General features: G+C 40.0%; 20 protein-coding genes and 2 pseudogenes. 12 read left to right on the forward strand and 10 right to left on the reverse strand.

Going from position 1 to position 22,161, the window contains the following annotated elements:
* Positions 1-230 precede the first annotated feature (230 nt).
* Positions 231-539, forward strand: a complete 309-nt coding sequence (locus tag NSS70_RS02805; RefSeq protein WP_340807269.1) for a hypothetical protein — start codon at positions 231-233, stop codon at positions 537-539.
* Positions 540-1,035: 496 nt separating this feature from the next.
* Here the strand turns inward: NSS70_RS02805 and NSS70_RS02810 are convergent, their stop codons facing one another.
* A complete protein-coding gene (locus NSS70_RS02810; protein WP_340880896.1) occupies positions 1,036-1,971 on the reverse strand; it encodes a DMT family transporter in 936 nt (311 codons plus the stop codon).
* Between the two features lie 125 nt (positions 1,972-2,096).
* On the opposite strand from NSS70_RS02810, the gene pdxR reads away from it, so the two are divergent.
* Positions 2,097-3,551: a MocR-like pyridoxine biosynthesis transcription factor PdxR gene (gene pdxR / locus NSS70_RS02815; RefSeq protein WP_340880897.1), complete on the forward strand. Its 1,455-nt coding sequence runs from the start codon at positions 2,097-2,099 to the stop codon at positions 3,549-3,551.
* A gap of 55 nt (positions 3,552-3,606) precedes the next feature.
* Here pdxR and NSS70_RS02820 read toward each other — a convergent pair whose 3' ends face one another.
* Positions 3,607-4,509 (reverse strand): AEC family transporter, encoded by a 903-nt coding sequence (locus NSS70_RS02820; protein WP_063387889.1) that lies wholly within the window; start codon positions 4,507-4,509, stop codon positions 3,607-3,609.
* 653 nt (positions 4,510-5,162) lie between these two features.
* On the opposite strand from NSS70_RS02820, the pseudogene NSS70_RS02825 reads away from it, so the two are divergent.
* Both NSS70_RS02825 and NSS70_RS02830 read left to right on the forward strand, forming a co-directional pair.
* Positions 5,163-5,620 (forward strand): annotated as a pseudogene (locus NSS70_RS02825) (XdhC family protein).
* Positions 5,621-5,835: 215 nt separating this feature from the next.
* Positions 5,836-6,822 carry a xanthine dehydrogenase family protein molybdopterin-binding subunit gene (locus tag NSS70_RS02830; RefSeq protein WP_340880898.1) on the forward strand — a complete coding sequence of 329 codons (987 nt, stop codon included), beginning with the start codon at positions 5,836-5,838 and terminating at the stop codon, positions 6,820-6,822.
* Here NSS70_RS02830 and NSS70_RS02835 read toward each other — a convergent pair.
* From NSS70_RS02835 to NSS70_RS02870, 8 genes and pseudogenes are all read right to left on the reverse strand, one after another.
* Positions 6,810-6,950 carry a hypothetical protein gene (locus NSS70_RS02835; RefSeq protein WP_212967284.1) on the reverse strand — a complete coding sequence of 47 codons (141 nt, stop codon included), beginning with the start codon at positions 6,948-6,950 and terminating at the stop codon, positions 6,810-6,812. The genes NSS70_RS02830 and NSS70_RS02835 overlap by 13 nt on opposite strands.
* Positions 6,951-6,988: 38 nt before the next feature.
* A pseudogene (locus NSS70_RS02840) lies at positions 6,989-7,469 on the reverse strand (transposase); the annotation flags it as partial.
* A gap of 22 nt (positions 7,470-7,491) precedes the next feature.
* The gene (gene vanY, locus NSS70_RS02845) at positions 7,492-8,361 is read right to left on the reverse strand and encodes a VanY-A/VanY-F/VanY-M family D-Ala-D-Ala carboxypeptidase (protein WP_339198620.1); all 870 of its coding nucleotides are present in this window, start codon (positions 8,359-8,361) and stop codon (positions 7,492-7,494) included.
* 89 nt (positions 8,362-8,450) lie between these two features.
* Entirely contained in the window at positions 8,451-9,587 is a 1,137-nt protein-coding gene (locus NSS70_RS02850; RefSeq protein WP_306068156.1) for a sensor histidine kinase, read from the reverse strand.
* The gene (gene vanR / locus NSS70_RS02855) at positions 9,580-10,275 is read right to left on the reverse strand and encodes a vancomycin resistance response regulator transcription factor, VanR-F/VanR-M family (RefSeq protein ID WP_212967287.1); all 696 of its coding nucleotides are present in this window, start codon (positions 10,273-10,275) and stop codon (positions 9,580-9,582) included. Before vanR ends, NSS70_RS02850 begins: the two co-directional genes overlap by 8 nt.
* A gap of 254 nt (positions 10,276-10,529) precedes the next feature.
* Positions 10,530-11,291 (reverse strand): metallophosphoesterase, encoded by a 762-nt coding sequence (locus NSS70_RS02860; RefSeq protein WP_339198627.1) that lies wholly within the window; start codon positions 11,289-11,291, stop codon positions 10,530-10,532.
* 266 nt (positions 11,292-11,557) lie between these two features.
* Positions 11,558-12,721, reverse strand: coding sequence for an MFS transporter (locus NSS70_RS02865; protein WP_339198630.1), 1,164 nt, complete (start codon positions 12,719-12,721; stop codon positions 11,558-11,560).
* 94 nt (positions 12,722-12,815) lie between these two features.
* The gene (locus NSS70_RS02870) at positions 12,816-13,118 is read right to left on the reverse strand and encodes an ArsR/SmtB family transcription factor (protein WP_339199948.1); all 303 of its coding nucleotides are present in this window, start codon (positions 13,116-13,118) and stop codon (positions 12,816-12,818) included.
* A 241-nt stretch (positions 13,119-13,359) separates the two neighbouring features.
* Between NSS70_RS02870 and NSS70_RS02875 the strand changes: the two genes are divergently transcribed.
* The 8 genes from NSS70_RS02875 (at position 13,360) to NSS70_RS02910 (ending at position 21,849) form a co-directional block, all read left to right on the forward strand.
* A complete protein-coding gene (locus NSS70_RS02875; protein WP_339198634.1) occupies positions 13,360-14,829 on the forward strand; it encodes a xanthine dehydrogenase family protein molybdopterin-binding subunit in 1,470 nt (489 codons plus the stop codon).
* Positions 14,816-15,628, forward strand: coding sequence for an N-acyl homoserine lactonase family protein (locus tag NSS70_RS02880; RefSeq protein ID WP_339198637.1), 813 nt, complete (start codon positions 14,816-14,818; stop codon positions 15,626-15,628). Before NSS70_RS02875 ends, NSS70_RS02880 begins: the two co-directional genes overlap by 14 nt.
* Positions 15,618-16,004 (forward strand): VOC family protein, encoded by a 387-nt coding sequence (locus tag NSS70_RS02885; RefSeq protein WP_339198640.1) that lies wholly within the window; start codon positions 15,618-15,620, stop codon positions 16,002-16,004. The genes NSS70_RS02880 and NSS70_RS02885 overlap by 11 nt, the downstream gene beginning before the upstream one ends.
* A 20-nt stretch (positions 16,005-16,024) precedes the next feature.
* On the forward strand, positions 16,025-16,966 hold the full coding sequence (locus NSS70_RS02890; protein WP_340880899.1) for an FAD binding domain-containing protein: 942 nt from the start codon (positions 16,025-16,027) through the stop codon (positions 16,964-16,966).
* A 604-nt stretch (positions 16,967-17,570) separates the two neighbouring features.
* Positions 17,571-18,071 carry a (2Fe-2S)-binding protein gene (locus NSS70_RS02895; protein WP_063386354.1) on the forward strand — a complete coding sequence of 167 codons (501 nt, stop codon included), beginning with the start codon at positions 17,571-17,573 and terminating at the stop codon, positions 18,069-18,071.
* Between the two features lie 476 nt (positions 18,072-18,547).
* Positions 18,548-19,546, forward strand: coding sequence for a thiamine pyrophosphate-dependent dehydrogenase E1 component subunit alpha (locus NSS70_RS02900; RefSeq protein WP_144597185.1), 999 nt, complete (start codon positions 18,548-18,550; stop codon positions 19,544-19,546).
* Positions 19,533-20,537 carry an alpha-ketoacid dehydrogenase subunit beta gene (locus NSS70_RS02905; protein WP_340880901.1) on the forward strand — a complete coding sequence of 335 codons (1,005 nt, stop codon included), beginning with the start codon at positions 19,533-19,535 and terminating at the stop codon, positions 20,535-20,537. The genes NSS70_RS02900 and NSS70_RS02905 overlap by 14 nt, the downstream gene beginning before the upstream one ends.
* A 100-nt stretch (positions 20,538-20,637) precedes the next feature.
* Positions 20,638-21,849 (forward strand): dihydrolipoamide acetyltransferase family protein, encoded by a 1,212-nt coding sequence (locus tag NSS70_RS02910; RefSeq protein ID WP_063386353.1) that lies wholly within the window; start codon positions 20,638-20,640, stop codon positions 21,847-21,849.
* Positions 21,850-22,161: the final 312 nt, after the last annotated feature.

The raw sequence follows: 22,161 nt of genomic DNA on the forward strand, positions 1-22,161 counted from the left end.
ACAGCTTTTCGGAAATTCGTACAGAAACAGGTGAAGTTTTTTGAAGGCACTGCGGATTGCCTCCCGGATTCAACAGTGAAATCTTACAGAACTAAAGCAGATGGCAGCATCGAGGAAAAGAAATTGTTCGTTAAATAATCAAACAGAGGGGAAGAGAGAAAAACATTTTTGTTTTAAAATATTAAAACCAGGTACATAATGAAGAAAAGATGTTAAAGGGGCGTGAATACATGAAAAAAATCGTTGCCCTGACAATTTTTATTTTTATAAGTATTACCTGTTTATACATTTCCAGTGATCGTTCCAGTCATACTATAAATGCTGTACACGAAATTAGCGCCATCGATCATTTGGCAGAAAATTTTGCTCCAATTGATGGACCAGATATAGGAAAAGACTCTTGGTTTGATATTGCCAGTTACATTTTTATAGCGTTAAGCACCACTTATTTCTGCTATTGCTTTGTGCAATCTTTCAAAAGACGGTTTTTGCTGAATCCCGTCTTTTACGAATCGAATTATGTGGTCTCACCTGCTTGAATGAATCATAAACAAATCATTCAAAGGAGGATGAGTACCATGATTTGGTTACGTATGTTATTGACAGCATTTTTTTCAATTACAGCTCTCTCTTTATTGTCTTATCAAGGATTTGAAATTTTCAACGCGTTTATTGACTTTTTTAGAAAAAATTAATGGATTGAAGAGGGTTAAAAAGAACTCTCCTTTCCTATCAGCTTGCGGAGAAAGAAGTATTTTTTCTCTGCAAGCTTTTTTATTGTTGATAATAGCCCACTGTACACATAGATAAGTCGTCGTTCTTTCATTTGCCGCAACGTGGCCGATCTGAAAAAAATCAAGTAATGGGTAAATTTAAAACATATTAAGGGAGCTGTGCAAAGGAATCCGGCCAGCTTGTCCTCTGAATGAGAGAGGCAAGCTGGCCTCATTTTTTTAAATCGCTATGGATGAAATGGCACACTGAAAATTTTTGTCGCAGGGATTTAACGGCTTTTTTTAAAATATTCCAGAGTTTTCAATCAAAATTTTTTGAAGCGGTCCTGTGAAACAGCGCTCCCTTTTTCCAATACTCATAAAAAGTTGATCGATTAGTTAAAAATACACCAAATAAAATCAAGAAGGCGCCGATCAGCGTAATGGGTTTCATGATTTCATTTAATATTATGTAGCCGGCGATTAGCGCGACAAGAGGCGAAATGTAAAGCCAAGTTGACGGAAAAACCGGATTTGTTTTTGAAACAAGCCAATAATACAGCCCGTGGCCGACGATGGAGCCGATGATGATTAAATAGAGCAGTGATAACACCGTTTCATAGCTTGCCAGCAGCAGCCATTTGCCTTGTTCGCCCGTTAAAAAGGATACGGCCAATAAGAAAATGCCGCCGTAAAACATTTGTACGGCATTTGAAAGAAATGGCGAGATATCCGGATGTTTGCTTGTAAACATTTTTGCCCGAACTGTCCCAAGTCCATAAAACCACTCGCTTAATATGATCATAAAGCAAGCCAAAACCCACATGCCGGAGACAGACAAAGAGAACCCCGGTGAAGAGATCAGAAAGACGCCTATTAAAGCAGCCGCCATCCCTGCTAATTGTTCTTTTTTGATCGGTTGTTTATTCTCTCTTGCCTGATGGAGCAGCACCATCATCGGGCCTGTTGCAGATAATACAGCAGCTAGTCCGGACGGGATGAATTGCTCAGCCCAATATAATGAAGCAAAAGTGATAAAAGTTAAGCAAAAACCGTTAAACATGAGCGAAGAGGAAAATAAAACGGTTTTCAATCGATAGTTCCGCATTTTAAAGACGGCCATCATAATCACCCCAGCGGCAAAAAAACGCATTCCCGCTGAAAAAAACGGCGGTGCCCCTGCTTCAATTCCGATTTTGATAGCTAAAAAAGTTGTTCCAAAAATTAAGCATATAAAACAGTAATTCAAAATAACCACGACGAATAACTCCTTTTTGTTAAGTTTTTTGATATTATAACGACAACGGTATATAACAGTACAATGCACTGTATAACAGTTATGCGCTTTTATCTTTTGTCTTTTATGTAATGGGAGGGGAGACAATGCAATTATCGATTAATAAAAAATTAGGCACCCCATATTATGAACAAATCAGCAGGCAAATCGAAGAACGGATTCAATCGGGCATGCTTCTTCACGGTGAAAGGCTTCCTTCTTTAAGATCGTTAGCAAATGAACTTAATGTAAGCTTTCTGACGGTGCAAAAAGCCTACAAACTGCTGGAATTGAAAGGATATATACAGATTCAGCAAGGTAAAGGTGTTTTTGTTGCAGCGGGAAAGAAAAAATCATATGAAAAGCACTCTGAATCTTTCGGCTGGCAGCATCAGATGAAGATGAATGGAACAAGATCACAATATCTCGCCTATCGTGAAAAAGAGATTTATGACTTTTCCCAAGCAGTCGTTTATCCAAGGCTGCTTCCATCTCACTTCCTTGTTCAAGAAATGAAAAAAATATTGGAGCAGCATCCCCTTGTGTTGTCGACATATGGTCCTATTGAAGGAGATGAAGAATTAAGGTATGAAATTGCCAATTACTTATTTAACTTCCATCACTTATCTGTTAAACACGACAAAATGATCATTACAAGCGGTGCACAGCAAGGAATTGACTTAGTGGCGCAAACTTTGTTAAGTCCAGGGGATGTTGTGATGGTTGAAAGCCCTTGTTATGGTGCGGCCATTGATGTGTTTGTCAATAAAGGATTTCAAGTCGTATCGATTGGAGTAGATGAAGAGGGATTGAAAGTAGATGAATTGGAGGATAAATTGCAGGTGCATCAACCAAAACTATTATATGTAAACCCAACCTTTCAAAATCCTACTGGAACATGCATGCCGGAAAAGAGCCGCAAGCAATTGGTAGAACTAGCAGAAATGTACCATTTTTTAATTTTAGAAGACGATTCATTCAGCGAAGTTTCATTTGACAATATGACGGTGCCAAAGCCAATAAAATTCTTTGATAAAAACGGTCACGTCATTTACCTTAAAGGATTTAGCAAAACAACTGCGCCAGGCATTCGCATTGCGGCTGTCATTGTGGATGGGGTTTTATTCGATTGGCTGTACGGCACGAAAGCGACGATGGATATCGGAAGCCCGCTCTTACCGCAAAAAGCGCTGCTTCCCATTTTGCGGACGGAGCGGATGAAAAATCATATGGAAAAACTAAAAATTGCGCTTGAATTAAGAAGAAATACGGTTCTTGACGCATTCAAAAATTTAGAGGAAGTAATGATTTATAAACCAAAAGGCGGATTGAATGCCTGGATTAAACTTCCATCCATGATTCAGCCAATAAAATTGCAAGAAGCAGCTCGGAAAAATAAGATTTCTTATTTGCCCGGAAGCGCCTGTTTTCTTCATGAACCGAAACAACATTATATTCGCATCAGCTATTCTTATTTGAGCGAGCATGATTTGCAAGTCGGTATCGAAAAGCTGGTGGACATTTTGCAAAATATGATGGCAAATTATAAAAAAGAGATGTGACACATTTGACGCATTTGAGCTGCCGTTCATGTAATGCTGCTCGCTCGTTTCTTTTTTAAGAGAGCAGCGCAAGCAAGAGCGGCACTGTAGCAATGCTGGCCAGCGTCGTGGTTAATGTGCTGAATGAAACTAAATCTGGTTCTGTTTGAAATTGAACAGCAAACATTGTCGTGTTGGCTGCAGTAGGCATAGATGCAAGAATGATTAAAATTTTTGCAAGCAAGTCTTCAAGCGGAAGACAAAGAATAATACCAATTGAAATAATAGGCGATATGATCATGCGAATGATAAAGATGGAAGCGACGTCGCCAGCTTTTACACTTTTTAGCTGGATGTTGGCGAGCTGCATTCCGAGAATGACCATAATGGTCGGAATCGTTGCATCGGCAATCAAACCGACAGGCTGCATGATGAAATCAGGCACCGGAACATGCAGGATTTGAAGCAAAATGCCGGCAGCTGAACCGTATAAAACGGGCATTTTCACTATTTTCATAAGGGCGCTTTTTATGCTGCTGTCTTCTTTGCTGCCAATGGCAGCGTAGTAAAGACCGATCGTATTCATTAAAAAGGACTGGATAACCATCATGATGACTGCATAATCAAAAGCAGTTTGACCAAAAACAAACAATATAATTGGGGCCCCATAGTTGCCGCTATTCATGAAAACAGCTGATAACATCATGGCAGACTCTATCGATTGCGGCAATTTTTTTAATTTACTTACAATTTTTACGATAACCATTAATATGAAACATAAAAGCAAGCAAAATATAAGAATATAAAAATAATCAAGTGTAATTTTGTTTGTATAAAATGTCCGGAAGACAAGAAACGGATACATTAAGTATGTCGTCATGACCGAAATAGATTTAATGTCAAAGCCAATTGTTTTTTGCCCTACATATCCGACTGCAAAAATGATAAAAGCCGGCAATACAATCAGTACAAATTCCATAACCTTTTCACCACTCTGCGTAAAATGAACAAACAATAGAGCATTGAGCAGATGCCCAATGCTTTATCACGTAAAGTTAAAGCTGAAATATGAAAGCACGCCAATTCTTTTTTAGATAGTTGCAAAGTTCAAATCGGCTGCCACCTTGCCTGTTCCGTCCATATTCTTCTTACACAAAAGGATAAAATACCATTCTTCCTAAAAATACCCAAAACATTTGAAAGCCCAATTGTTGAGATCACTGTATTAAATTGGTATAAGCAACATCTATTTCAAATAATAAAGCAAAAGCCCAGTTATTAGCAACAAATTTAAAGATTCACAGAAGAAAGCCGAATAAAATGTAAAAGTTATATTGGTAAGGAAAATGAAAAACAACTTTATTTTTTGTCTCATCACCATATTCTGTGATGTTCACACAATTCCGGCAATAAGTTAGCGAGATTGATACTCAATCTAGAGTAGCTCCTTCGCTGGACAATAATGAATTACATCAATTCGTCTGCGATTTTTCGAAAAATCTATTACAAAGTACAAATCCAAAATCGGAAACAAAAACATTCACCTTATCAAACGGAGAAAAAGTCGATGTATTTTTTGATGTAAATATTCCTCCGATTGAATTAATCATTTTTGGTGCGGGTCATGATGCCATTCCTTTAGCAGAGTTTAGTGTTAGATTAGGATTTAATACAACCGTAGTCGATCCAAGATCAGCCTATCTAACAGAAGCTCGTTTTCAGGTGCGAAAAGAATTTTAGCAGATGCAAGCTCAATTCCCGAAAAGGTAAAAGTCAGTTCCAAATCGTATGTGGTCATTATGAACCATCATTTGGAACGAGATATAAATGTTCTGAAACATATACTTCATACGGATGCAAGGTATATTGGGATTTTAGGTCCGCGTTCTAGATGCCAAAAAATATTTAAAGCTCTTCAAATAGACGACATTGACCAATATGATCACATATTTAATCCCGTTGGATTAGATATTGGTTCGGAGTCTCCTCAGGAAATAGCGTTAAGTATTCTTGCTGAAATCATTGCTTTTCGAAACAAGCGTGCGGGCGGATTTTTGCGTAAGAAAAAAGACCGTCAGTTAGTATCATGAGCAACTCATAAATAAAATAATCATTTTAATATTCCTAATATTCCCAATATTCAAAATAGTTATCCCTCTTTAAGGAGGTGATTGCAAGGATTACAAGGACAAATGATCCTAATCAAAAAATAATTAAGAAATAAAAAAACAGAGGAGGCGACAAAATGGTTACTGTAAAAAAAGGTTTAGGTGTAAGTTTGAAGCGTAAAGAAGACATAAGACTTTTGACTGGTAATGGACAATTTACCGATGATATTGAAAAACCAGGCATGTTACATTTGGCCATTGTACGGAGTCCTCATGCTCATGCACGTATTGTAAATATTGATGCAAGCAAAGCGAAAAAACTGCCTGGAGTAGTAGCTGTTCTAACGGGAGAAGAGGCACTTCAATATTCAGGACCACTTGTACCGACGATCAATATATTTAACAAAGTACCAGAAGTGTATGCGATTGCCTATAAAAAGGTTCGCTATGTCGGTGAGCCAGTGGCCGTTATTGCTGCCGAAGACCGATATATTGCTGAAGATGCAGTCGATCTTATTGAAGTAGAATATGAGGTTTTACCAGCTGTTGTGACGATTGAAGATGCACTGGAGCCAAAGGCGCTTCTTTATGAAGAATGGGGCGATAATAAACAATTAGAATCGAGAACCACTATCGGTGATATAGACGATGCATTTGCCAATTCGGAATATGTCCTTGAAGAAACCATTACACATAACCGCTACACCGGAACTCCGATGGAGTCTCGTGTATGTATTGCCGAATATAATCCTGGATCTAAAAAGATGACAGTTACATGCTCGACACAGGCACCTTCTCAAGTACGTACGCTGATTGCCCAGACATTGCAAATGCCTGAGCATAATATACGAGTTATTGCCCCGGATGTTGGCGGCGGTTATGGCACAAAGTTGCAGGCAAATGCAGAAATCATTGCTTGTATCATGGCGCGCATGCTTGGCAAGCCGGTTAAATGGACGGAAGACAGAGTAGAGAATATTCTAACTGGAGTTCATTCTAGAGACTATACTTGCACGGTGAAAATTGGGTTCGACAAAGATTTTCGCATCACAGGACTTCAAGCGAAGCTGATTGGAAATATTGGGCCTGAACCCAATCGTCTCAAAACACGAACAAATCAATATTTGCGGGGGCATTTGATGTTTTTGACTACGTGTTTGACTACGTTTAATTATAATTCTTGAACACTTAAACCTTTAAACGCTCGTCCTAATGCTATTTCACCGATTTGTTTAATTGTGTTCCTTCCATCATTCATCGTATAGAATTTAACCCCTTTAATTTTTACATCTTCTGTTTCATCCTCAAACATGATTTCAGCTTCATGTTCATTTCGGCTTTCAGAGCCTACCTAACGCTATCCAAGGCTTGATTAGCCATACGGACAACGTGAAATTTATATACAACCACTTTAGCTTGTGGAAGAACGGTATATACTGCATCTTTATAAGGTTTCCACATATCCATTGTGACGTATTCAATGTAAAGTCTGTCTCCTATCTCTGTAAGGCGTTGAATGACTGTTTCCTTGTTACGATTAGGCTTAATATCGAAAATGGTTCTACGCTCTACGTTGGTCAATACAAGACGAGGTTTACGGATGATATATATTTCATCAATCCCAAGCCATTTAGGAGTCTCAAATTGGTATTGTCGTGGGCAAATCCATGATTAGTTGCTTTCGTGAGTCATGTTTGTAAAGTTTGTCAAATCCACATTCTGGACAACGTTCGGGTGGATCTATTGCTTCCACTTTAAACATCATATCGGTTTCATTTTCCTGCGATGGTTCAATTGCTTTAAGGTCTGGTAGAAATAATAGATCCGTCATTTTGTTTGTCCTTTTCTGTCCTTTAGTCGTACATAGTCACAATTATTCCATCCATATTGTCACCTGAAATCTTATACTCTTGATTTTTCGGTATATGAATAGTCATGTTTTCGGAAAACGAATGATAAGAAACGGTATATTTTTTACCATCAAATTCAGCAGTAACTTTCTTTTTCTCTTTGAGATAATCCAAATACTCTTCTAAAACAAAATTCTTTTCCTTCATAATCACGCTATGAGGTAAACCAACATAGCGAATATGCCAAGGTTCGTATTGAATTCCCGTAATGTCCGTTTTATCCTCTGGATAACGTAAAATGAATCCGTATTTCCAAGCATTTTTTTCTATCCATTCTCCTTCAGGTGCTTTATCCATCGTCGTTTGAGTAGTTCCTACATCAAGCGCTAACCCCATATTATGTTCGCTATATCCGGCAGGCAAAGCAACATCAGGGCCCAATTCTTCATAAAGTTTCCTTTGCTCATCTAAGGTTCGATAGCCACTAGTAATCCAAAAATTATCAACTCCCTCTTTTTCTGCGGCAGCAATCATTTCCGAAAATTCATGTGCTATATCCTCTGACAAATAAATATTGTTATATAACAATCCATATCCCTTCACCAATTCATTGTGTGTAAAAAGGTTCACGACATCTGTTTTAATACCTTCTTGGCGAACAGGATATTCACTATTGACCAAAAGCAGATTACCTTGATAGATTTGTTCTTCTGTAATCTTTATTGTTTGGATATTATCAAAATCCTCTCCTTTATCATTTTCCTGTTGAATATCTTCTCGTACTTCTACTTTTGGTTCAAAAAAAGAGCCATTAATTATGAAAACAAAACACAAGCCCACTATAAATAAAATTAAAAATCCCCACTTCTTCATTTTTAGCTTCCTCCTAATTCTTCCTTGTTTAAAAGAATAGCTAAAACTTTTTAAAAAAAGAGTGGGGTAAATCTTAAATTTTTCTTAAATCAAGTATTTGAATTTATTCCATCTCCATTATTTCTTAATGTTTGACTTCCCTTTGGTAAACGGACTTCAAAAACTGTCTGAGTTACACTACTTTCAACAGTAATTGAACCGTTGTGTTGCTCCACAATATTCTTCGCAATAAACAATCCAAGACCAGCGCTATTTTTGTTTTGAGTTCTTGCTTTGTCTCCAGTATAGAGCATATCAAATAGATGCGGGAGGTCCTCCGGAGGAATACGATCACCATAATTCACAACTTGTACAACAACTTCCTCCGACTCAATAAAGCCGTTAATGTCTACAAACTGACCGTCGTAACCATACCGAGTCGCATTCATCAAAAGATTTTCAAACACACGTGCTAAAAGCTCTCCGTCACCGATAATAGGTAAGTAGGGAGGCAAGTTCATTCGAGCGGTCAAATTATTTTTCGTGAAGACAGGATATAATTCTTCTTTCAATTGATGAAGGAGGTCACTTAAATTAATGTACTTTTGTTCAATTGGCAACATGCCATAGTTCATTCTCGTTATTTCGAATAATTCATCAATTAGACTTTCTAAACGTTGAGATTTAGTAAAAGCAATTGTCAAAAAATGTTTGACTTGTTCCTCCGTCAAATTCTCATCATTAAGGATTAAATCTAAATAACCTAATACGGAAGTGAGCGGTGTACGCAGATCATGAGCTAAATTTACGACTAACTGATTTTTACTGCTTTCCGAAAATTCCCCTTTTTCAATGGCCTGTTTCAATATTTCACTAGCCAAATTAATATCTTGCGCAATATCCCTAAATTCGTCATTTGAATGAATTTCAACACGGTGACTAAAGTTGCCATTAGCGAGATGATGAATACCGTTTGAAATCTTATTAAAGTAGGTCAAATAGCGCCTAGTGAGTAAAAAGAAGAACAATATCGAAAGTGGGATAAAAATTAGTAAAAAAAAGTTAATGTCCCCAATTTGTCTAATGATTTGGCGAAAATGGGCTAACGGACTTTCATAATCAACTACAGTGTAATAAAAAAATTGAAGGACTTTATAAATGATATACGTGATTGTACCCGAGAGAAACATACTTAAGCCAAATGTTATAATCATTTTTGCACGAAAACTTCTTGAGAATTTAGCCATTGAATGTATACCCAACGCCCCACACAGTTTTAATCCATTTGTTTGTTCGTTTATTTTCTCTAAGCTTTTTCCTTATTGTACGAACATGGACCATAACGGTATTACCGCCCTCAAAGTATGCTTCGCCCCACACCTGCTGAAAAATATCTTCTACACTGTAAACCTTCTTTGGATGACTAGCCAGTAAATACAAAATATCAAACTCCTTTGGTGTCAGCTCAATGTTTTCACCATATAGAGTAACCGTGCGTTGATCAAGGGAAATCACTAGTCCACCAAATTCCAAGTTCGTATTATTATCATTTTGGGGATGATTCAGCTTTATAAAGCGTCGTAACTGAGCATTTACCCGAGCAACCAATTCAATAGGGGTGAAAGGTTTTGTTATATAATCATCAGCTCCAATTACAAGCCCTTGTACTTTATCAAAATCAGAAGTTTTGGCACTTACAAAAATGATAGGCATATTATATTGTTCGCGAATACGACGAGTTACCTCATATCCATCCATTTTCGGCATCATAATATCCAAAATCAGCAACTCAAATGCCTGATTCTCCACAACACGAACTGCCTCTTGTCCATCTGATACTTTAACAACATGGTACCCTTCTTTTTCTAAATGGAACGCAATAAGATCAGCAATTTCCTCATCATCTTCAGCAATTAATATCGAAATATCTCTCATCTTCCCACTCCCTCTATATACTTCGTTTTTCTTCAAAATGCTCCTGTTTTCTTAGAATTGCTCAAACTTCGTTTTTTGAATGTATTTGTGGACAGAGCTTATGCAAAGAGTGCAGAATATTCAAACGGGGTTTAATCCATCCTAACAGCCAAATTGTGAACATTTGGTTGAAAAAAGATATGACCTTGCCCTATTCTCCACACAACTTATGGTCGCTCACCCTCCCATGTATCACGGGATGCGGTGAGACGCCGTTACACGTGATGCACCGTTATTTCGCTTCGGATTAAAAACCGGAAGTTAAAACCCGTTTGCCCGATGCCTTTAGAGATGTAGTACGTTCCGTACGCATTATGGTGCAAGCCTTTGTAAATCCCCATCGCCGGAAGCGGACCCATCGGCTTCAGTTTAAACAGAAACGGAATGTTAAACTGTTTTCCGTGAAAGTGGCCGGCCATTAAGTAATCAAACCGTCGGTTGATTGTCAACACGACATTCGGATCGTGGGTGATGACAACATTCGGTAAATCGCTGTCAACATTCCGAAACGATTGGTCCACATCACTGTGGCCGCTCACGAAATCGTCAATGCCGATCAAGGTGAACTCGTCAAGTCGAACCGATTCGTTTCGAAGCACTTGAATGCCGTATCTTTCAATTTGCTTTACTAAATTTCCCACGGAAGGCTGCTTATAGTCGTGGTTACCCAGTACCGCGTACGTCGGCCGTCCGCTTCCCTGAAACACCTCCAAGTATTTTTTCAATCGCGGCATCTGTTTTGCTTTTTTAGTAAAGTCACCGGTTAAAAAAATGAAGTCGGGATCTTCCCTTTGAATGATGTGCCTCAGTTTCTCCTGGCTGATTCTTAACCGTTCAACGTGAAAATCGCTAATTTGCAACACCTTTTTATTTAACCCGATCGGATGGCGCACGCGCTCAATTTTTAGCCACTGCGTCGGGAGAATGAACAAACAGTAAAATAACAGAATGACGATAACAAGTAAAAGGTATGACATGAGGGCTTCTTATCTCCCAACAGGATTAGGATGAGGTTCTCTAGTTAAATTATACCCACCCTAGCCTTTCGTCAAGACGGCCGAGCACGAATATCGTATGTACCAAGATATTTCCGGGCCGTATGCCGCCTTCATCCCGAACCGGGTTTACTGTTATAATACGCCGACAAAATATTTTTTCCTTCTCTTTTTGTTACGACGACGAAAAAGGCCATCCTGGACGGACAGCCCTTCCTGTGTCAATTATCGGAATACTCCCCGACAACTTACCGGCCGGCACTCAATCGCAGCTTCAACAACCACACGACCACGATCGCAATAACGACGCCAACCATCCCGACCCATGTAATGGATGACAGAGACACCCGGTCGACCACAACACCTCCGATTGCGGCGCCCGCAGCCATGGACAACTGCATCATGGATTGGTTCAGGCTCAGCATGATGCCGGAATAATTCGGTTCAATCCTAACGAGATTGGCTTGCTGCGTCGGGCCGGAGGACCATGCCGCGAACGACCACAAGATCAGGAGGATCACGACCGACAGCCACGATTGCATGTTGGCCGCGGTCAGCGAGAGGAGAATCAGCGCGATGACGTGCAGGAGCATCCCCCATGACAGCGTCGGGAATACCCCCCATTTATCCGTGCTGAAACCACCGAATTTGGATCCGATCAAGCTGGCGATGCCGAATGCGAGCAGCACGCCGCTCAGCATCTCTTCTCCCAACCCGGCAACCTCCAGCAAATACGGCGAAATGTAGGTGTAGGCGATTGAGTATCCGCCAAGCCAGAAAAAGGTGATCGCAAGCCCCAACGCCACATTTTCGTTTTTCAAGAAGGCAAGTTGCCGGGACAACGGCATCGGTTTATCCCCCTGAACCCGAGGGATGCTGGCGTACAGAACGATCATGGCCGCCAGACCGGCCAGTGCCAGCAGACCGAAAACAGCTCGCCACCCGAATTGGGCTGCAACGACGCGTCCGAGAGGCACGCCGATAATCAGGGAAGCCGTAAAGCCCATCACTACAGTGGCAATCGCGCTGCCTTGTTTGCCAGGGGCGGCAATTTTCGCGGCAATGTCCAAAGCGGTGACGACAGTCATTCCCGCGCCCAGCGCCATGATGACCCGAGCTGCGAGAAACGATGTATAGCCGGGCAAAGCGTAGGAAAGCACATTTCCCAATACGAAGACGCCAAGTGCCCACACCAGCAGTTTCTGTCGTTCCGACTTGGCCGTGAGCGCCATTAGGATCGGGGTGCCGATGGCGTACACAAAAGAAAAAATCGTGATGAGCTGCCCTGCTGAAGTAACGGAAATTTTCATGGTATCCGAGATCATATCCAGGATACCGGAAATAATGTACTCGGATGTCCCCACTAAAAATGAAACCAGTGCCAATAAATAAACTCTCCACGTGCTGGACAATGCATTCCACTCCTTTTTATATATACATATCCCGATATGTCGATTTAATGGGTCAAATAAATACTGAATACGTGTGAGGTATTCAGTCCGCTATTCAAAGATTCTGATTCAAGAAATTTGCCAATTCCTTTATTTTCTCTTCATTCCGTTTGTAGTACGTGTATTTGCCGATCCGGTTGGTTTGAATCAGTCCGGCCCGCTGCAGAATGGACAAATACTGCGAAACCGTCGACTGTGTCATATTCAACTTATCCGTCACCTGACTGACACACACCCCGATTTCCCGCATATCCACTCCTTCTTGGGGCACAAAATGTGTCTCAGGCTCCTTCAGCCATTGCAAAATCTGCAGCCTCGACTCGTTAGACAACGCCTTGAACACTTCAATCAGATCCATACCATTTATTATATCTACATTTCTCGATATGTCAAGTATGTTAGATCCAGCAATGTTAAATGTTTCAGCCCATTCTTTTCTAAACTCGCCATTAGCAACTTTCAAGCTATGTAAATCTGTAGAAACGACAACATTTTGACTACGTTTAAATGAAATGTATTGACATTCCATGAAAAAGAAAAAGTGCCAAATTCCTTTCATATCAAGGATTTTGACACTTGATGAAAATCAGTGAAACGATATGGTGGAGCATATTGGGGTTGATGGAACTTGCCATGCACCGGGAACCCCTGCTCTATCGGTTGCAGGTGCTTATTTTCCAGGTCCATATAAAGTGCCTGTTTATGACGTAGAAATCATTGGGGTCGTTTCAAATAAAGCGCCTTATGGTGCGCACCGCGGATATGGAAAGGATATTGCCAATTATCCTATTGAGCGGATGATGGATATAGCAGCTCGAAAACTTGGTATATCACCAGAAGAATTAAGACGTCGCAACTTTATAAAGAAAGACGAATTTCCTTATCAACAAATTTCTGGACCGCTTTATGATAGCGGAGATTTTGATAAACTTATGGATCTCGTAATGGATAAAATTGATTATCAAAACTTTAAAAAGAAACAATTAGAGCTTCGTAAACAAGGCAAGTACATTGGACTTGGAATCGCCGCTATGCTTGAGCCGTCTGGCGCTGCTGTCTTTAATGGCATATTTAATGGTTATCAGGCAGCAACTGTACGAATGACGCCTGAAGGACATTTCCAAGTATTAACCAGCCATCAGAACATAGGTCAAGGGGTTGAAACAACGATTCCACAAGTTGTTTCACAAGTTATGGATGTAGATATAGACGATATTCGATTTGTTTATGGAGATACGGATATTACGCCGTACGGATTAGGTCCATTTTCTTCCAGAGGTGCAACGTATACTGTTTCTGCCGTATATGAAGCTGCCAAGATGTTAAAGGAGAAGCTTTTAAAAATTGCCGTTTATCTGCTTAAGGAAGATCCGGAAAATCTTGAAATGGCAAATGGAACAGTAAGGGTTAAAGGGACGACAAATCCGGAAGCAGCCATCAGTTTAAAAGAAATCGGCAATAAAGTTTATCTATGGCCGGGACCTTATGCGACAGTGCCGGAAGGAATAGATTGCAATTTAGAAGCAACCTATACATGGACGAGTAAAGTAGTGAAGTGGGAGCCTGATGAACACGGGCGAGTCAATCTTTATACGACACATCCGACAGGAGTCTTTGTTGCTCTAGTAGAGGTTGACATTAAAACCGGGCTTGTGAAAGTAGACAAATTCGTTGTTTCCCATGATTGCGGCACAATTATCAATCCTATGATTGCAGATGGACAAATTGCCGGCGGCATCGCACATGGAATTGGCGGCGTGCTGTTAGAAGACCTTGCATATGACAGCAACGGATTCATGACAAACCCTGATTTTCAGCATTACTTATGTCCAACTGCAATGGATGTATCAGACATCGAAACCATTCACATGCAATCCCCATCACCTTTTACACCGCTTGGTACAAAAGGAATGGGAGAAGGCGGAACGATTCCGTCTCCAGCAGCAGTAGCGAATGCGGTAGAAGACGCTTTATCACCTTTTGGTGTAATTGTAAAAGATTTACCAATTACTCCTGAACGAGTTTTAGAATGGATTAAGCAAGGGGAAATGCAAAATGTCAAATCATAATTGGGAAATATACCCATTGGTGCTTGGAGAAGCAGATGTATCAAAGGTATTAGATACATTTTGGTCGCTGAGCCGTGACAAATCGATGGTAACGGTGCCGATTTTAGCCTGGCTTTTAGTTCCGACATTTAAGGAAGAGCCAATTTTAGTTGACACCGGTTTTCGAGATGCTGAACGCTGCCAGACCGTCCATGGCTTAGGTCCTCATCGGACAAAACCTGAATGGAGCCTTCGCACCCAATTGAAGAACCATGGCTTTACAGCTGAAGAGATAAAAAAAGTAATCCTAACTCACCTTCATTATGATCATGCAGGAGGATGCGCCGAATTTCCGAATGCAAAATTCATCGTCCAACGCACTGAATTGCAGGCTGCTGCGGCACCGATGGTTTCTTCACAGCTGGAAATAGGGGGAGGAGCGTTATTTTACGATAGAAAAGACATTGCAGAATTAATCGACCCTTTATGGCCTCAAGTTCATTTGATCGAAGGGGATACAGAAATTGCTCCTGGAGTGAAATGTGTCTTATTCCAAAACACTCATACGCCAGGCAGCCAAGCAGTTTATGTCCAAACGGAATTCGGCACCGCCGTTATTCTTGGAGACATTGCCAGAAATGTTGAATTAAATATTAATCAAGAAATTCCACCTGGATTATTTTACGATTTAGAGGCTACCTATCGAGCGATGATTCGAATTAAGAATGAGGCTGATATTGTTCTTCCTAGTCATGATTATGAAGTAGTAAAAAAATATAGGAACGGACTAAAAGAAGGGACGTCAGTTCATGAAAATTAAAGGAATTGAACGAGTGGCATTGCAGGTAAAAGACATCGATCAATCGATCACATTTTTTTCGAAGCTCTTCGGAACAACTTTTCAGCGGCAAAATGTGCAAATAAACGATTCCGTGATAAAAGTGGCTTTTTCTCCGCTAGGAATTGAACTTTTAGAAGAGACAGATTTAGAGAAAGAATCATTGAGAAGCTTTCACCTTCGTGTGGAGAACATACAAGACGTTCATCCTGCTGTTTTGGAAGCTGGAGGTGAGATTCTCGCGCACTTTACAGTGGGAGAAATGGAACATATGATTGTGAAAATTGGAGATTTTCGAATTGTATTTGTATCTTACGAAGGTAATGATTCTTTGAAAGCGTTATCTTCCGGAAAATGATAGGTTAGGGGGAAGAATGAATGAAACCAGTTCCATTTGAATATGTGGCTGTTAAAAGTGTAAATGAAGCGATAACCGCACTCGAAAAGTACGGAGACAATACAGTCATCATCGCTGGAGGACAAAGTCTGATGCAGGAAATGAATTTAAGGCAGGCTCGTCCTTCATGTTTGGTTGATATAAATGGGATCACAGATCTTGATTATATTGAAGAAACGGGTGATGCCATTAAAATCGGGGCATTAACAAGGCACCGCACCGTTGAAAAGTCTGAAATTGTAAAACGAAATTGTCCTTTGCTTCAGGAAGCCGTTACCCATATTGCGCATTTCCAGATCCGCAATCGAGGTACGATAGGAGGAAGCCTGAGACAAAATCCGCCAGGCGCTGAATACGGAGTCGTTGCTCGTGTGTTAAATGCTCAGTTTGTCATTGCCGGTCCTGATGGCAAACGCGTACTTTCCGGAGAAGAGTTTTTCGTCAGCCACTTTAAAACAGCAGTGAAGCAAAATGAAATCATTGTCGAAATCATATTCCCAAAATTAACAAAAGATACGGGATATGGATTTTTGGAAGTAACAAGAAGACATGGACATATTCCCATTGTTTCATCAGCGGCGACTCTTCAGTTAAATGAAGATGACACGGTGAAAGATGCGCAGGTAGCTTTAGGGAATGTCAGCCCTCAAGGTGTCCCTTACAAAGTGCAATCTGTTTCACAATTGATTGGGAAACCATTTACTCAGGAAATTCTTGATCAACTAGCAAACGATATAAAGAATGAAGTCAATCCAGATCCTGAAGCAGATGCAAAAGCTGGCTATACATTGCAGCTTTCGAGAATTATGGGACGCCGTGTTTCTGAAATTTCCAGTGCTGAGTATCGAAAAGAAGCGTCATCCGTATTGAGTATTCGGGCTTTACAAAAGGCATACCAACAAATTAAAGGAACATTTCAGTAATGAAGAAAAATAAAAAGTCCCCTTGGTTTTGATAAGGGTTTGAGGCCGTTTCCCTAACGAAAAACCAAAGAGGACTCACTTGTATTATAACTCGATGAAAAAATTAAGCAAATGACACTAGTAACAGTCATTACCTGCATTCATCTTTTCCGAAAAGAGCTCGAGATAATCGCTGCTCGTTTCATTTTCGAAAATTCAATCATTGACTTTGAACCATTGAAGAAAGGTCATTTGTAGGTGTTGAATCAGACAAAATGACCGCTATAAAAGGCTTGATCATACCGAGAGCCGGCGGTCTTCTTTTTACGAATGCTGTCACCACCGATCGCTGCGGCTTTAATTCGGAATACAGACGAATTTTTGTAAGTGTACGGAGAACATGTTCGCCTTCACTCGCGGTTACACCGAATGGTCCCAATAGAAGCGACCATGAGACAAATGTAAATTCAAGGGGGTTATAACGGGATGTTTCACTTCCTCATAGATAAGAAAACATCCCTTTACCCATATTTCTTCATATAGCATTTGTGCGGGGTTTGAAAAGTTTTAAAGAAAATGTGAGGAAACAATAAATAAATAATGAAAAGTAGGGGGAGGAATTTACATGATAGATAAAACTACTCGCAAAAAAATCACGGTCACTGTCAATGGAACGGTATATGAGCGTGAAGTGAATGTTCGGACATTACTAAGTGACTTTCTCCGGAGAGAATTAGGTTTAACGGGAACACATGTTGGTTGTGAACAGGGGGTATGCGGCGCTTGTACGATATTGGTGGACGGTCAGGCAGTCCGTTCCTGTTTGCTGTTAGCGGTTCAAGCAGATAATCGCTCCATTACCACCATTGAAGGAATAGGAACGCCTGATCACCTTCATCCGATTCAGGAGGCTTTTTGGGAAAATCATGGTTTGCAGTGCGGGTTCTGTACTCCAGGATTTGTGATATCTGTTTACGAATTTTTAAAAGAAAATCCTGATCCATCCGATGAAGAAATTCGTGAAGCGTTGTCCGGTAATTTGTGCCGTTGTACAGGATATCAAGGAATTATTAAATCGGTAAAAGCAGCTGCAGAAAAATTAAAACAATCGGAATTGGCTGGTTAAATAAATAATCAGGGGCTGTTCTGATGAGTTCCTAAAATGAAGGATTTGGGAGAAATACTACTGTGAAGGACAAAAATAATGGAATCAAATTTGTACATGTTCTCATAGAGGCAATGAAGTCCAACAAGAAGCAATTGTATGTGCTGAATGTCCGTTATAAAACTTTTGAAGAACTTAATTCAGAAAGAGAGCATAAGAAAAGTCCTTCATAAGCCTTCTGAAGGATATAAACAAGATAGGAAAAATGGTTCTGATAAGTTCCTAAAATGAAGGGGCTCCAAAAAGTCAGTTAACCCTGACCTTTTGGACAGCCCCGTAGTTTTTCAAACGACTAGGAAAATCGCCTCTGCTTTAGATGAGATTGTGACTCATTCTTAAAGCCTATCTATGTTCGTAATTGACTGTAACCATAATAAAATCAAGATTCTAGCAAAAGCATATTTGTATGGTGATGGAATACAAGGAGGTTTATGGAAATGCAAGAGCTGCTTCAAACATACCACTTAAATGAAAACAATTTCAATTGGGATAAAAACTGGTTCATACAAGCATGGCGGATTATGAACACGATACGTGTATTTGAAGAAAAAAGCATTCAAATTTACAAAAAAGGACTCATGGGTGGATCACTTCACTCATCTATTGGCCAAGAAGCTGTAGCAGCTGGAGTTTGTATGAATTTGAAAAAAGACGATTATATTTCCATTACGTATCGGGGGCGTGGTCAAGCATTAGCAAAAGGGGCCGATCCTTTTCAATTATTTTCCGAAATTTTAGGGAAGAAGACAGGCTATTGCAAAGGAAAAGGGGGCCCTATGCATATTACATCTCAAGAGCTTGGGATATTAGTAGCGAATGGCATCGTCGGTGCAGGTATTCCAATTGCTGTCGGAGCAGGTTTATCCATCAAAACGTTGAAAAAGAATCAAGTTTCTGTTGCGTTTTTCGGAGATGGGGCGACAAACCAAGGAGCATTTCATGAAGCTCTAAATTTGGCTGCGATCTATAAACTGCCGGTCGTTTTCGTTTGCGAAAACAATCTATATTCAGAAATGACGCCAATTAAAAATGCTGTATTAAATGAGCATTTAGCAGAAAGAGGACTGGCCTATCGCATTCCGTCGATCATCGTGAATGGAAATGATGTGCGAGCTGTATATGAGGTTGCAAAACAAGCTGTGGAACGGGCGCGTTCAGGTGAAGGGCCTACCTTTATAGAAGCCAAAACTTATAGATTGTTAGGACATATGATCGGTGATGCGGAGACGTACCGAACAAAAGAAGAAGTGGAGGAATGGAGACAAAAAGAACCGATCAGATATTTTCGGGATGTATGCTTAAAACAAAATGTATTGAACGAAAAAGAATTAGATGAAATACAACAACAAGTCATACAAGAAATTGACATTGCATATGAACGTGCGATGAAATCTGAAGAACCTGAAATGGAGGAGATCTTTAATGATGTCTACTAATAGAATCATCAGTTATGTCCAAGCAATCAATGAAGCTCTTAAAGAAGAAATGGCATTAGATGATAGAGTAATCCTTTTAGGGGAAGATATTGGTTCATATGGCGGCGTTTTTAAGGTGACAAAAGGTTTGTTTGATGAATTCGGAAAAGAACGAGTCATCGATACACCTATCTCTGAAACCGGATTTATCGGAGCAGGAGTTGGGGCAGCGATGACGGGGTTAAAGCCGATCATTGAGATTATGTGGATTGATTTTTCGCTAGTAGCGATGGATCAAATTATTAATCAGGCAGCGAAAATGGCCTATATGTCTGGAGGACAAACGAGCGTTCCAATGGTAATACGTACACAAGGCGGCGGGGGAAGAGGAAATGGCGCCCAGCACTCGCAAAGCCTTGAAACATTATTTGCACATATTCCGGGGCTCAAAGTCGTTGCACCTTCTACCCCTTATGATGCGAAAGGATTATTGAAAGCATCCATCCGGGAAGGAAGTCCGGTCATATTTATTGAACATAAAATGCTTTACTCTCAAAAAGGAGAAGTTCCGGAAGAGGAATACACGATTCCTTTAGGAAAGGCGGATATTAAAAGGTCTGGAAAGGATGTTACGATTGTTACGCTGTCAAGAATGGTACAGTTTTCGCTTGAAGCTGCAAAAGAATTAGAAAAAGAAGGAATCGATGCTGAAGTAATTGATTTGCGTACTCTTGTTCCTCTAGATATAGAAACAGTTAAGGAGTCAGTAAAAAAGACGAACCGAGTAGTTGTTGTGCATGAAGCGACTCGTTCTTACGGCTGGGGAGCTGAAATTGCTGCCAGAATTCAAGAGGAGGCTTTTGATGATCTGGATGCACCGGTACAACGAGTGGGGGCGGAAGATGTTCCTGTTCCATATAACTTAAATTTAGAAAAAGAAATGCTCCCACAAACGAAAGATATCATTCAAGGAGTAAAAAAATCTTTGTATTTACAAATGGAAACAGTGTAATGGCACAGTACAACAATTATTTGAAAGCATTTTGATAAATAATTGCAATTTATATACACAAAAAGATGCTATCTATGTGTTATGACGAAGGAGGAAAAAAGTGCGGCAGGAAATTGTACTTCCTAAATTGGATTCATCAATGGAAGAGGCTCGTATAGTTTCATGGGAAGTCAAAATTGGTGATACCATTAAAATAGATGACCCAATTTTAATTGTAGAAACTGAAAAATCCAGTCTTGAGGTTGAATCAGAAGTAGAGGGAACGTTAGAAGAAATTGTTGTGGATGAGGGTGAAACTGTACCAGTAGGAACTGTTCTTGCATATGTATCGAGTGGTAAACATTCCACCGATCAAAAAGGCAGTTCCGATCATAATCCTGTAAAAGAAGAGAACATCTCACTAGGAAAGACTGAAAGAATCCGAGTTTCTCCAGCAGCTAGAAGACTTGCAAAGCAACGCGGAGTAGATCTAACCAAAATTAAAGGTTCGGGACCAAGGGGAAGAGTGATTCTGAAAGATGTGGCGGAAGCTGCTGCAAATGTAGTGAATCAAAGTGTTAAAATAGAAAATAAAGTCATAGCATCGATACATGCTAAAGGGAAAAGGGTTAACCTTACAAGTATGAGAAAAACGATTGCGCAGCGAATGACCGCAAGCTTTATGAATGTTCCTCAATTCCAAATCAAGAAAAGAGTCGATGTATCATCCATTGTGCAATTGCGGCAGGCAGTAGTTTCAAGTATTGAACATTCGGCAGGCGTTCGTTTATCATTTAATGATTTTCTCATACAGGCGGTGGCTTTAACATTGAAGAAATTCCCGAGGGTAAATGCCTCATTCATAGATTCTGAAGGAGATCCTTATATTTTGGAGCATGAAGATATTAATATTGGTCTAGCGGTTGCTATTGATGACGGTTTAGTTGTTCCCGTCATCCATCAGGCAGATCAATTGTCCTTAATCGAGATTGCAGAAAAAAGAACAGAATTGGTTGAAAAAGCGAGAAAAGGCTTATTGAAGCCTGAAGAAATGCGTGGAGGAACTTTCACAATTTCCAATCTTGGCTCAGTTGGAGTTGACGAGTTTGTGGCAATTGTAAATCCTCCTGAAACCGGCATCTTAGCAGTTGGAAATATAATAGAACAGCCTGTTTTAACGAATCGTCATGAAACTTTGATAAAGCCGATGATCACATTAAATGCTTCATTTGATCATCGTACAATTGATGGCGCCTACGGTGGAAGATTTCTCGCTCAATTATGTGATCAGCTGCAATCAGGTCAATGGAATATCTTTTCAACAGTAAAATAATGAAATCATTAGGAAGAAAAGGACTTATTCGTTGCCATGATGAGCATTCGAACATTAAAACAATTTTTCTGAGAAGGACATTAAGCAAAGCTTTTAATCAAGCTATCTTTGACTCTGATCTGAGGAGCAGGAGCTGGTGCACACCGAAAATATTGTCTGAAGATTTAGAATGACTAGACATAATTTTCAACTTGATAGAAACATATAATAGGATTTCCGGCCATCTCCTTTTTATAAACCAAGGGCAGCAGGTTTTATAAGCAGTACCGGAGGCAGTACCAGAGTATCACTCGTTTTTGAAAATAAGCTTGC

The sequence above is a fragment of the Aeribacillus sp. FSL K6-2848 genome, assembly GCF_038004325.1.
GTDB lineage: Bacteria > Bacillota > Bacilli > Bacillales > Aeribacillaceae > Aeribacillus > Aeribacillus composti.